Annotated in this window: 19 protein-coding genes and 1 pseudogene; 1 reads left to right on the top strand and 19 read right to left on the bottom strand. The window is 41.8% G+C overall.

From position 1 onward, the window contains the following. Positions 1-116: 116 nt before the first annotated feature. The 10 genes from CD00_RS20290 to CD00_RS20265 all read right to left on the bottom strand — a co-directional run bounded on the left by CD00_RS20290 (position 117) and on the right by CD00_RS20265 (position 2931). Positions 117-380, bottom strand: a complete 264-nt coding sequence (locus tag CD00_RS20290; RefSeq protein WP_026656993.1) for a hypothetical protein — start codon at positions 378-380, stop codon at positions 117-119. Continuing rightward, positions 301-648 (bottom strand): hypothetical protein, encoded by a 348-nt coding sequence (locus tag CD00_RS18915; RefSeq protein ID WP_185750492.1) that lies wholly within the window; start codon positions 646-648, stop codon positions 301-303. The genes CD00_RS20290 and CD00_RS18915 overlap by 80 nt, the downstream gene beginning before the upstream one ends. After that, on the bottom strand, positions 632-766 hold the full coding sequence (locus CD00_RS20955; protein WP_255346811.1) for a hypothetical protein: 135 nt from the start codon (positions 764-766) through the stop codon (positions 632-634). Before CD00_RS20955 ends, CD00_RS18915 begins: the two co-directional genes overlap by 17 nt. Before the next feature lie 109 nt (positions 767-875). Then, the gene (locus tag CD00_RS21315) at positions 876-1094 is read right to left on the bottom strand and encodes a hypothetical protein (protein ID WP_026656992.1); all 219 of its coding nucleotides are present in this window, start codon (positions 1092-1094) and stop codon (positions 876-878) included. Then, complete coding sequence (locus CD00_RS21450; RefSeq protein WP_334291145.1) at positions 1028-1321, bottom strand: MMPL family transporter; 294 nt, start codon at positions 1319-1321, stop codon at positions 1028-1030. Before CD00_RS21450 ends, CD00_RS21315 begins: the two co-directional genes overlap by 67 nt. Before the next feature lie 103 nt (positions 1322-1424). After that, on the bottom strand, positions 1425-1556 hold the full coding sequence (locus CD00_RS20950; protein ID WP_255346819.1) for a hypothetical protein: 132 nt from the start codon (positions 1554-1556) through the stop codon (positions 1425-1427). Between the two features lie 6 nt (positions 1557-1562). Continuing rightward, the gene (locus tag CD00_RS20280; RefSeq protein WP_026656991.1) at positions 1563-1907 is read right to left on the bottom strand and encodes a hypothetical protein; all 345 of its coding nucleotides are present in this window, start codon (positions 1905-1907) and stop codon (positions 1563-1565) included. Positions 1908-1989: 82 nt separating this feature from the next. Next, the gene (locus CD00_RS20275; RefSeq protein WP_026656990.1) at positions 1990-2337 is read right to left on the bottom strand and encodes an MMPL family transporter; all 348 of its coding nucleotides are present in this window, start codon (positions 2335-2337) and stop codon (positions 1990-1992) included. Positions 2338-2345: 8 nt separating this feature from the next. Further along, positions 2346-2636: a hypothetical protein gene (locus CD00_RS20270; protein ID WP_026656989.1), complete on the bottom strand. Its 291-nt coding sequence runs from the start codon at positions 2634-2636 to the stop codon at positions 2346-2348. After that, the gene (locus tag CD00_RS20265) at positions 2623-2931 is read right to left on the bottom strand and encodes a hypothetical protein (protein WP_026656988.1); all 309 of its coding nucleotides are present in this window, start codon (positions 2929-2931) and stop codon (positions 2623-2625) included. Before CD00_RS20265 ends, CD00_RS20270 begins: the two co-directional genes overlap by 14 nt. Positions 2932-3448: 517 nt before the next feature. Here CD00_RS20265 and CD00_RS18905 point away from each other — a divergent pair. After that, the gene (locus tag CD00_RS18905) at positions 3449-3928 is read left to right on the top strand and encodes a TetR/AcrR family transcriptional regulator (RefSeq protein ID WP_242839000.1); all 480 of its coding nucleotides are present in this window, start codon (positions 3449-3451) and stop codon (positions 3926-3928) included. 170 nt (positions 3929-4098) lie between these two features. Here CD00_RS18905 and nagA read toward each other — a convergent pair. The 9 genes and pseudogenes from nagA to CD00_RS0116535 form a co-directional block, all read right to left on the bottom strand. Next, positions 4099-5295, bottom strand: a pseudogene (nagA, locus tag CD00_RS21445) (N-acetylglucosamine-6-phosphate deacetylase). A gap of 18 nt (positions 5296-5313) precedes the next feature. After that, entirely contained in the window at positions 5314-5481 is a 168-nt protein-coding gene (locus tag CD00_RS20465) for an ATP-binding protein (protein WP_207640520.1), read from the bottom strand. Next, entirely contained in the window at positions 5478-5630 is a 153-nt protein-coding gene (locus CD00_RS21545; protein ID WP_081811956.1) for an ATP-binding protein, read from the bottom strand. Before CD00_RS21545 ends, CD00_RS20465 begins: the two co-directional genes overlap by 4 nt. After that, positions 5569-6369 (bottom strand): HAMP domain-containing sensor histidine kinase, encoded by an 801-nt coding sequence (locus CD00_RS0116555; protein ID WP_026656982.1) that lies wholly within the window; start codon positions 6367-6369, stop codon positions 5569-5571. The genes CD00_RS21545 and CD00_RS0116555 overlap by 62 nt, the downstream gene beginning before the upstream one ends. Beyond that, positions 6366-7058: a response regulator transcription factor gene (locus tag CD00_RS0116550; RefSeq protein ID WP_026656981.1), complete on the bottom strand. Its 693-nt coding sequence runs from the start codon at positions 7056-7058 to the stop codon at positions 6366-6368. The genes CD00_RS0116555 and CD00_RS0116550 overlap by 4 nt, the downstream gene beginning before the upstream one ends. Beyond that, positions 7024-7413 carry a CPBP family intramembrane glutamic endopeptidase gene (locus tag CD00_RS21540; protein ID WP_081811955.1) on the bottom strand — a complete coding sequence of 130 codons (390 nt, stop codon included), beginning with the start codon at positions 7411-7413 and terminating at the stop codon, positions 7024-7026. Before CD00_RS21540 ends, CD00_RS0116550 begins: the two co-directional genes overlap by 35 nt. Positions 7414-7506: 93 nt before the next feature. After that, on the bottom strand, positions 7507-7782 hold the full coding sequence (locus CD00_RS0116545; RefSeq protein WP_026656980.1) for a hypothetical protein: 276 nt from the start codon (positions 7780-7782) through the stop codon (positions 7507-7509). Positions 7783-7955: 173 nt separating this feature from the next. Next, positions 7956-9356, bottom strand: a complete 1401-nt coding sequence (locus CD00_RS0116540) for a WavE lipopolysaccharide synthesis family protein (protein ID WP_026656979.1) — start codon at positions 9354-9356, stop codon at positions 7956-7958. A gap of 13 nt (positions 9357-9369) precedes the next feature. Further along, positions 9370-11061, bottom strand: coding sequence for a WavE lipopolysaccharide synthesis family protein (locus tag CD00_RS0116535; protein WP_026656978.1), 1692 nt, complete (start codon positions 11059-11061; stop codon positions 9370-9372). Between the last annotated feature and the right edge of the window lie 24 nt (positions 11062-11085).

Genomic DNA, 11085 nt, shown 5'->3' with positions numbered 1-11085 from the left:
CCAAGTTCAAAGTCTGTTGTATCAGCCGTTATCTCGAAACTGTTACTAAGTTTTTTTCTCAAGATCCTCATCATCAAGCTCATCCCACTTATCTTCTGATATATCAAGGCTGTCTTTTAATCCCGGAACCGCCAACTCCCATAACGATGTAGTTTTCCGCCGTCCGAAATGACCTTTCCGTTTGAGATATCAACATTTGAGAACTTGTCGCCATCGAGGATCATTCCTGACATCATTACAAAAGGAGTGAATACCTCAACCTCTTTTCCATCCACATCTACAGTCTGCTTGTCGGTATTCTCATACTCGAAGCGAATCGTGACCTTTCCGCTCTTTCCCGCAAGTTCTTCGGGCTTTACTTCTTTTTCCGTCAAGAGCATAAGTAATCTTCATATTGACGGGAAGTTTTTTGTCCGTAACTCCCTGATAATAGATATCAGAGCCCTTCGCTTCCCATGTAAGAGTTCCGTCGCCGTTATCCTTGAACGTCTCATCGCCTTTGACATTTACAATGTCCTTAAGTTCAGTCTTATCAGGCAAGTTCAGCCGTAGCACCCTGCGTTTTTGAGCCACTCGCTTACGATAATATCGTTTGCGGGCGCCGCTTGCATCTGCACTCACATATACCGTCTCAAACTTTTCCGGCATCGTCAGAAGATCCGATGCTCTTTGTAAGACTGTCAGAAAGTTTGTCTTCCTCGGCAGTAGTTGATACTCCTGCATTCGCCGCATCTGAAACGCTATCTTTTTTTGCACCAACAGGCAACCGTCATGATTGCAAGCATCGTTGCCAGGGCAAGTGATAATGATTTGATTAGTTTTTTTCTGATCATAATTCTGTCCTCCACGCTATTTTATTAACACAATCTGTAATTTTATCTTGTGACTTTGGCACCCGGATTCACGCCAAGTGTAGTCTTTATTATTATCTTTGGTCGAATATCATGTACATCGCGGGAAGCACCAGCAAAAACAGTGAACATGCTGATAATCGCGCCCCTCGACATAAGATTGCACAAAGAGCCGATCATATCGATACTTGAGATAAGTCCCACTCCGAATGTTGCCGCAAAGAAAGCTGAGTGCACTGACAATTACTGATTTCATACAGGTAGTCAGCGTAATAAGAGTCGCTTCTTTTTTTATCATGTCCCGCGTTTCTTTCCGACAGGTACCTCGTAGTCATCAGGATCGCATAGTCAACAGTAGCTCCAAGCTGGATGGTTCCTATGACAACTGATGATATGAAAGGTATGACCGTTCCCGTATAATAAGGAATTCCCATGTTTACAAAAATCGCAAATTCAATTACCGCAACCAATATAAACGGAAGTGACAAAGACTTAAGTACCAGTGCGATTTATCAGGAACACAAATCCGATAGAAAACCGCGTTTACAACCTTAAAGTCATGATCCGTTATATCTATAAGATCCTTGGTAGCAAGGCGATTCTCCGACAACCATCGCCCTTCTTGTCATATCCTTTTACTATGCGCTGAACCTCATCAATCTGAGCGTTTATCTCGTTTGAAGCCACTCTGTAATCGGTGGTCAAAAGAAACTACTTTCCAATCATCGCTTTCGAGCGCATCGAAATATTCCTCAGGAATAAAACTCTTTCGGAAATGCAGGTCCCATGATAGCGTCGATTTCCGAGCACTGAGATGATACCGTCGGTATTCTTGAGCTCTTTTATCATCTTATTCATGGAAACACTGTCGAGGTTCTTATCAACAAGGATCATATACGCGGAGTTCATGTCGAACTTCTCATCAATCTCTTTTGACCCCTGTATACTTCCAAGCTTGTCGGGAAGCGTATCCGTCAGGTTGTAGTAAACCTTAGTGCGGTTGTTTCCGTAAACCGCAAGGGAATATGAGTGCCAGGAAGATGATGAAGAATACAAGGTAATGCTTTGCCACCATCTTCGGTATTCTTACGAATTCGGGGCAAAAGAGGTTTTATGCTTTGTCTTTTCAATCGCCTTATCAAAGATAAGTATCATGCTCGGCAAAATGGTAACGCATCCGACAAACGCCGAATATTACACCCTTGGCCATTACTATTCCGAGATCCGTTCCAAGTGTGAACGTCATAAAGCAGAGCGCCCAAAAAAGCCTGCGATCGATGTAATTGAACTTCCGACAACAGACTTTAAATGTTGCGGCTATGGCATTTGCCATCGCGTCGTTTCTGTTGTCATTCTTTTCAAGTTCTTCCTGATAGGCTGTTGCCACAGGAAATATCGAATAATCCATGGTGACTCCGAGCTGAAGTACCGCGCTCAGCGCCTGAGTGATAAAAGAAATCTCTCCGTTAAACACATTGGTTCCCATGTTGTAGACTATCCGCCATTCCTATGCTCAGAAGGAAAAACACAGGAATAAGATAGGAATCCATTGTGATTGAGAGAACTATCACAGCAAGTACAACCGCCATTTACAACGTATATAGGTGTCTCCGAAATTGTAATGCTCTTAAGGTCGGCCACTATAGCGCTCATTCCGCTCATAAAGCACTGCTCATTCGAAATTTTCCTGATATTTTCTACTGCTTCCAATGTTGTGTCGGCGGATGTTCCGTCATCAAATACAATGAACATCATCGTCGCATCTCCGCTGTTAAACGCATTCATATACATCGCTCGGAAGCATCGACATGGGTATCGACAGATCCATCAGAGAATCGTACCAGAGCACGTTCTCAACATGATCCACCTGCTCTATCTTTGCTTTCAGAGCCGCAACATCTTTTTCCTCCATACCTTCAGTCACATACAGGACAAAAGAGCCGGTTCCGAACTGATCTAGCAGGATATCCTGCCCCTTCATAGTCTCGATGTCCTTGGGAAGGTACGACAAAATATCGTAGTTTACTCTCGTATTTATATATCCGATCGCAGCCGGGATAAGGAGCCCGATTGCAACCAAGAGTATCAGATATCTTAATTTGACAATTATTCGAGAAATCTTTTTTCATACTATTACTCCATTGAAATTATTGACTATCGGTCATTTATGGTATAACACTTTTATGACCATTAGTCAACATTTTAAAAGAGAAGATTTCCCAAACTTTATTATCTTTTGCTTACTCCTCTCGTCTTCCCCCATCCAACGCAAAAAATCCCCTTTCAATAACCGATTAAAGTGCCTGATTATCAAAAGAGGGATTATCTGATTTTACACATTGTTTAGTTATTGCTAACAAAGCTATTCTAGTACATTTCATTTTTCCATGTCAATGAATCCACTATTTTTGTCTTAATAACTTTCCTAAATTTATGTTATATTTAATTTGAAAAGAGAAAGGTGAAAAAATGGGAAAAGCAGACCAAAACAAAAAAAGCAAAAACTGGAAAGACTACTGAACACTTCCTTTGAGCTTTTTTACTTCAAAGGGACTTAACAAGACTTCCATATCGGACATTGTAGAAAGAGCAGGGGTTTGCAAAAAGGAACTTTCTACTTATACTTTAAGGATAAATATGACATCCGCAACAGGCTTATCGCTCACAAGTCAAGCCAGCTGTTCATGCAGGCTCATGAAGCGCTCAGCCATGAAAACCTGACAGAATTTGATGACAGGTTAATATTTATAATGAATTATGCATTAGATTCACTTGCGACAAATAAGGGACTTCTTTCCTTCATCTACAAAGATCTTAGCTGGGCAGTATTCAAAAAAGCACTCAATACAAATGTAAGCAATTCAGACGATGAATTTGGCACCATCTACAACAAGATGCTTGAAGAATCGGGTCACAAGTTCAAAGATCCTGAAGTAATGCTCTTCCTCATCATAGAGCTTGTAGGCTCAACCGGCTACAGCGCCATCATGTACAACGATCCTGTTTCGCTGGAAGAGCTTAAGCCGCACCTTGAGCAGACTGTAAGAGGGATAATACGGAATTATATTGTGGAATAAAAGGAAATGATTATTTGACGATAATGAACCGTGATGGTAATATATGAATTGAAAAAGGTGCTACCGATAGACGGTTAGCCCTGAAATATAAAATGGTTAAGAAATAACCGCTCTATGTTTGCGAGGCAGAGGGCGGTTATTTTTGTGTCTTGGAATCATGCTTTCCATTTTTAAACTTCAACACCTCTTGCAATCACCATCTTCACATCAAGTGTCTCCTTATCAAGAAGCACCAGATCTGCGTACTTGCCAGGAGTGATAGAGCCTGTAACATCATAGCAGCCTGCTGCCTTGGCGGGAGTTACGGTTGCCGAATATACGGCATCTTCGAGAGAAATCGCTGCCTGCTTAACTGCATATTTAAGGCATCCCATGAGATTCGTCACAGAACCTGCAATTGCGCCGTCGCTAAGGCGCGCTTCATTTCCTCTTACAGATACAGGCTGTCTTCCGAGTTCGTACTCTCCATTGCCAAGACCAGTTTGCCATCATAGAGTCGCTTATAAGCGCTATCCGCTCTCGTCCAAAAAGTTTGAATGCACTCCTTATCATTGGAGTCGCCACATGAACGCCATCACAGATAAGTTCTGCGATCACGTTTTCATTTTCCGCAGCAGCCGCGATTGGGCCGGGATTCCTGTGACCTAGCGGTGCCATTGCATTAAACAGATGTGTAAGATGGCAGGCTCCACTTTCAAAAGCTTGTTTTGCGGTATCGTAGTCACAATCGGTATGCGCAAGCGAAACCGTACATTTCTTAGAAACTTCTTTTATAAAAATCCATTGAAGGAGTATCTTCTTCGGGTGCAATATCACAGAATCTGATACACTCTTCCGATGCCTCATAGAGCCTGTTAAACATATCTATGTCGGGCTTTTTTAGATACTTCGTATTCTGCGCACCACACTTTTGGGCTGATACGAACGGGCCTTCCATATTTATTCCATGAAAATAAGAGAGCCCCACTTTCGTAGCCTCTCTTCTATACTCTTCATTATATAGGTTGCCGTCATCTCTTCCCTGTTCTCTCCTATACTCAGCAGCAGCCTTCATTATTTTCATAAGGTCATCTTCCGCAAGCGTCATTGTCGCAGGCACAACCGTAGTTATGCCATTCTTTGCCTCATATGCAAGAATCTTCTCAATCGACTCTATTGTCCCCATCGCAGAAGTCAACGCCATCACAGCCGTGCAGATGGATATCCACAAGTCCCGGAATCGCATAGCAGGAGCTCGCATCAATTATCTTGGCATTCTGACAGCCGCCGTTTTGGCAACTGTCAGAAAAGTATTCTCCATCCACAAATATATCTTTTTTAATAAATCTACCGTCTTCCGTAAATGCAGATGCATTCTTAATAATCATCTGTACCACTCCAATCCTTCACACCACGGCAACAAACCTCTTAAATTCACTCTCCGCATCTTCCACATATTCCAGCATTCCGCCATGAAGTTCCATGATCTTTTTAGCCACCGAAAGCCCCAAGCCGCTTCCGCCGTTTTTACCTTTTATATATGGCTCAAAAAATATGCGCCTTGAGTTCTTCATCCAAAAAACGGGCCGTTATCAGCAACAACAACCTCAACTCCACCGCCCGTTTCTGTCATAGTGACCTTTATGGTCGTATTCTCAGGATTATGTCTGACAGCATTGTTTATAAGGTTGGAAAAAAACTCGGTGCATCTGCGAGTGATCATATTTACAGATCACGGTGTCAGGTATCTCCAAATTAAGGACAAGTTTTTTCTCTTCGAATTTATAAAACATATCCGCAAGAATTCCTCTAAGAAGCGCCGCAATATTGCCCTCTTCGGGAATAATCTTATAACTTGCACTTCCAAATTTGGAGTACTCCAGCATATCCTCAAGCTGCACATTCGCAGCTTCTATCTGCTGTTCTATTACAGTCAGGCAGCGTTTTAGCTCCTCGTCAGATATATCTTCTTTCTTAAGTAATTTGGCATATCCCATTACCATCGTCATTGGAGTCTTGAGATCATGAGCTATTCCTGCGTAGAGCTGTCTGTTATGCTCATCATTTTTTTCCCTGAGTGTCTGAGCTTCTTTTAAGCCCGCTACCATGTTGTTGAAAGCTTCTTCCATCTCGCCGAACTCAAAACTATCCTTTGTTTCCAGTCTGACATCAAGATTGCCGCCACTTACCTTATTCATGCTGTCTGCGATTCTTCGTGCAGGTTCTGAAATATATTTCTTTGCGATATGAGAAATCACGCCGAATATAATCAGGATGAAAACCACACTTACAACAGTAATCTGTATATTACCCCCATCTCCAAGTCCTTCTTTACCGGACCATCCTTCAATAAATCCCTTTATAAAATCACTTATTCCGTCGAAAAGAAGCATCAACAGAATAACAATCGCAATCAAAAATCTAAGAAATGCTTGAAGTTTCCTCTTATATTCTTTTTTCATTTTTCTTCCATCCTATATCCCAGCCCTCTGATAGTGTGGATATACTCCGCGCCGTCATCCGATATCTTACTTCTAAGCTTACTTATCGCGACCATGATACTGTTGTCATCGGGGAATTTATCGCTATCCCAGGCCGCCTCGTATATTCGGTCTTTGGTAAGCACATGTCCGATATTACTCATGAAGCACTCAACCATGCGATATTCCAACGCTGTCAGTTCTATAGCTTCACCCTTTTTATAAAGCCTCTTAAGATCAACATCCAATCTAAGGCTTCCGCATACAAGTTCCGCAGTCTTTCCCTGCCCATCATATCCGTAGCATCTTCGAAGTGTGGACAATACTCTTGCCGCAACTTCCATCGGGTCAAAAGGTTTAACTATATAATCATCCGCTCCGATATTAAGCCCCTTTATCCTGTCAAGAACATCACCCTTGGCAGTAAGGAAAAGAACAGGAACATGGCTCTTTTGTCTTATCTTTTCAACAAGCTCATAACCGTCCATAACGGGCATCATCACATCGGTTATTATCAGATCAAAGCTTCCTTCACTAAACATCTCATAGGCGCTGTTTCCGTCATATGCTTCACTCACTTCCATGCCCTGCATCTCGAGGCACACCTTGAGAAGTCCCGCTATCTGAGGCTCATCGTCAACTACAAGTACTTTGTATTTTTCTTTTTCCAATTTCCATTCTTCCTTTTATCAGTATTATTGTAACCAGCAGAACTGCCGTAAGAAGCACAGGCAACGTATATATAATATATCCGTTCAGATTATAGCTTAGCTGCACGCCATGCCTTTCAAAAGCATTCATGATACTCGCAGATGCGTTATGCATCATATGCGCACATATACTATACATAATATTACCACTATGCTCATATATCAGTGCATATAATATTCCGCTGAAAAAGACTGAAAGAAATCCCTGAAGGTGGTAACCATGAAGTTCGGCAAATATCAACGACGTTAAGATTACTGCAATAGGGATATTTATTTTTTCTCTGACATAACCGTATAAGCCCTTCCTAAAAAAAATATTCCTCCGCCACCGGTGCTATCAGGATTGCAACTATATGATCAAATGCTGTTTCATCAAGTGCTACATCTTCTGTTACAGGAAAAAATCCCGTTAAGTAAAAAAACCGACAAAAGAGTTAAAAAGTATCATACCAATACAAACAGAAAAAACTGCTACCACGATCATCTTGATAAAGCTTCTGTCTTTCCTTAACTCCAAATCCTTGGATATTCCCTTTACATGCGAAAACCAAACAACAAACAAAACTGTTACAACTGTCCCAAAAGAGCCGCTGTAGTGATCAAGCTGTTCCTCAGTCAGCAGGAGCCTCCCTTCCGCAAAAACCTGAAATCCCAGTATTCCAATAAAAAACACCAAAAAATACAAAAAAAATCACTCCAACTACCGAAAGCACTCTTTTCACCATTAGTTTCATCTCCTTTGTTTTGATAAAACCATGATAAATAAAATACATTTCCATAGATTGAAGTGAATCTTAACGTAGCCTTAATTTGATAAATTTTTACAAGGCGCACTCATTCCGAGACAAGCCTTGCCACTCACACCTGCCCAATCTTCTTCATCAGCGCACAGTACTTCTTATCATATCCGTACCTGTCGCCGTAAAGCAGCGCCTTCATAAGAGTCGAATGCGCCTCCTTATCTTTTTTGCAGACCGCGGAAGCACTGTAATAATTCTTAAGATACTCGTGGATCTCCTTGTTGTCGCGGTCAACGTTTACGATATACAAGCCAAGTAGCGTTTCAAAGCCCATAAAGCGCTTATCCTCCGTAAAGCCGCCTTTTTTCATAATTCCCAGATCATCACTGCTTCCGATCATGGCGTTTGAACTAAGAACCGCTTCGTACGCAAGAATATTTTCAAAAGAACCGTCATCCTCGTACCACCTCGGAACGGGAACTTTCTTGTTCGCATTTCTTATGAGATTGATGTAATGACACTGCTCCCTGATATAAAGACTGTTGTACTTCTCAGAGTTTGAATACTTCGTATTCGGGAACGTGCTGTAGTATTTAAGCACGCTGTCAGTTTCCGCATGGCCATCCCATATCTTCATCAGGTCAGAAGTCCTTCCCATCTGGAATGAATCGGGGATTGCGCCGACAAGCTTACCGTCCGTATTCCTGCCGTCATACATTCGCTCGTTTATAAAAAGAACTCTCTCATCAAAGATCTTGTACTCAGGATTATACGAATCCATGATCTTCTTCCAGTAATTATAAAAATCAAGAAGCGTCGAGTTCTTGAAAACATGGCAGGATTCCATCTTTACACAGTACTTTGTCTTGACCATCTTAAGCGCCGTACTGTTGAGGCTCTGAACCATATTTATATCGTTTATTTCATCATCGTCCGAATCGCCCAGATGAATGCTGACTCTCGGAGACTTTTTCTTTTCCACAAAACAGATCTTATCGCACAGCTTCTTGATATGCGAAGGAACCGTCTCATCATCCCAGGTTCCGAGAATGATCGAAGCTCCGGGGAAAAATCTCTTAATGGAATACAGACATGCGATTGTGTTAAGCTCACCTGAAACTTCGATTCCGCCCGTAACCAAAAATGTCAGCTCTTCTGCCCTGACATCGTCCAAAACATCCGCAAACTCTTCCGTCACCGTATTCTTATAATTTCTTACAACACTGCTCCACTTAAGGATATTGAAATAATCAGGATTTACCTTATATTTCAATTTGTAATTCATTCCAAGATACGCAAGCTCTCTTTTTACCACAACATTATCAAGCGTCCTGTATTTTCTGCAGAGTTTAAGCCAGTCGCCGTAACTTGCATTATATTTGTAGGCCGCCGAATTGTTGATGTAGAGCGCTTTTGGAAGCACAACCTTGCTTATCGGAAACTCGACGCAAACGAAATTATTAGCAAGAAACTTCTCATACTCCCTTCGAAGCTGCGAAGAATCATCCGTCACATTCATAAGTCCCACGAAATCAGAAAAAAATCGGTGTAAAACTGTTCACATAGAAGTTATACGCGATATACTGCTCCGGCGTCAGATTGCATCTGTATTCGCTCTTGTAATCTCTTTTCCCCACATCCTTATAAAGATCTGCCGAAAAAAGCTTTAGCAGGTCGTTCCTAAGTCCCATATACCACCAGTCGGAAATGCCAAAGTTAAGCACTCCGCTCTTGGAAGTCGAAAGCGCCTCGACCATTATCCTTCTTGAGACAACCGACTCCGTGGTGACGTACCTCGAAACCCTGTTATATATATCAAGAAAATCAGAACCCGTAAGGATCATATCGCTTCGCATCTTAATGCAATACTTTCTCGTGCATGCCTCAATTCCCGCGCGGCTCGAAACAATTTCCCTGTTTACGTTGTTCCTCTGCTCATGCGGATATTTCCTGATAAAGCCGCATGTACCGGGGTCCTTACTCATTACTACGATATCCGCATCAATGCCATTTGCGCTCTCGCCCTCGAAGATTGACAGAATAACCTGTGCATGCGGAAGGTGCTTTCTTATGCTCTTAACCGTCTCACCGGTCGTATCTCTCGCCATTCCCTGAACGACAACGCCTATATCCCTGCTGTCTATGATTTCGTTGTAATAGTCGACAGCGTACATCTTATCGAATTTTCTTTTCCCAATCCTGTTAAGAAAGCCCTTAAATCTGTTGTAAGCAGGGTGCAAAAAGGATTTAAAGCCCTTCGGCATGACCTTTTTAATTCCATTAAAGAGCAGATTCTTAAAAAAATATCCCGGCAAAAATGAAAGATTTTTTACAAAAATAAGCAATAAGTACTTGATGTACTCCTTGGCATCGTTGCAGCAATAGAAAGCATAGAGTTTCTCCCAGTCCTCGTGAGTATAGCAGTTCTGCGGCACAGCCTCTTTCCTGTAGATACTGTTAGAAAGCGTCTTAAGTCCGATATCGTCGTTACTTAGGATTATAAGGTTTGCCGCAAAAGTCGCTTCGCTCCTGTCTATATCTTCCCTTGTGTATTTCTCGAGATCATCGGGCGCTTTGAAACTTATGCCTTTATTTACAAGATTCATCCACAGATATGACTCCGCATCGTACCTGAATGTTGATATGGAATTATTCGGATAATACTTCCACATCATGTATTCTTCGTCTTCTTTGGAAAACAACGGAACATCAAAAAGCCTCACCAGATCTTTCGTATATCCAAAAAAGAAAATATCCGAAGGATGGTAAGCTCTTTTCATATCTGAAAAAATGTACCGCGGATTTCTCGAATAGAGCTCGCAGCATATCACCTTGTGCTCAAAAATCTTGTATTCGGTACATTCTCTGTTATATATATTAAAATAATCTTTGAATCCATCGTCGCACAGATAGAAGTCTGTTCGTAACTTCAGCGCATAGACAGTCTTTGCTTTCAAAAGACCGTGATAAGTCGACACAATCTGTCTGTTGATGTTGTTCTTAGGCGAAAACGGCACATTGAACTCATCAAATCCGCCAGGATCTTCGCTAAAAACAACTTCATCATATTCAAGACCTTCTACATCGGTTCCTTCCCATGTAGATAATATAATAAATGCTCCCGGGAGCGCACGCCTTATGCTCTGCAGGCATATCGGCGTTTTTTCCCCATCTACGTCTCCCTGTACAATAACTGTAATCTCTTTATTATCAACTAATCCCATGTCCCCTACCAATCATTGGTTAAC

Source organism: Butyrivibrio sp. AE3003, assembly GCF_000686065.1.
GTDB lineage: Bacteria > Bacillota > Clostridia > Lachnospirales > Lachnospiraceae > Butyrivibrio > Butyrivibrio hungatei_A.
The sequence above is the reverse complement of the archived record's forward strand: the minus strand, read 5'-3'. Positions and strand labels throughout refer to the sequence as shown.

Excerpts from the sequence above, each read along its gene's own strand:
- CD00_RS20290 (WP_026656993.1), bottom strand. The coding sequence starts at position 380 with ATGCTCTTGACGGAAAAAGAAGTAAAGCCCGAAGAACTTGCGGGAAAG.
- CD00_RS18915 (WP_185750492.1), bottom strand. The coding sequence starts at position 648 with ATGCCGGAAAAGTTTGAGACGGTATATGTGAGTGCAGATGCAAGCGGC.
- CD00_RS20275 (WP_026656990.1), bottom strand. The coding sequence starts at position 2,337 with ATGGGAACCAATGTGTTTAACGGAGAGATTTCTTTTATCACTCAGGCG.
- CD00_RS20270 (WP_026656989.1), bottom strand. The coding sequence starts at position 2,636 with ATGAATGCGTTTAACAGCGGAGATGCGACGATGATGTTCATTGTATTT.
- CD00_RS20465 (WP_207640520.1), bottom strand. The coding sequence starts at position 5,481 with ATGAAGAACTCAAGGCGCATATTTTTTGAGCCATATATAAAAGGTAAA.
- CD00_RS21545 (WP_081811956.1), bottom strand. The coding sequence starts at position 5,630 with ATGATCACTCGCAGATGCACCGAGTTTTTTTCCAACCTTATAAACAAT.
- CD00_RS0116555 (WP_026656982.1), bottom strand. The coding sequence starts at position 6,369 with ATGAAAAAAGAATATAAGAGGAAACTTCAAGCATTTCTTAGATTTTTG.
- CD00_RS0116540 (WP_026656979.1), bottom strand. The coding sequence starts at position 9,356 with ATGAATGTGACGGATGATTCTTCGCAGCTTCGAAGGGAGTATGAGAAG.
- CD00_RS0116535 (WP_026656978.1), bottom strand. The coding sequence starts at position 11,061 with ATGGGATTAGTTGATAATAAAGAGATTACAGTTATTGTACAGGGAGAC.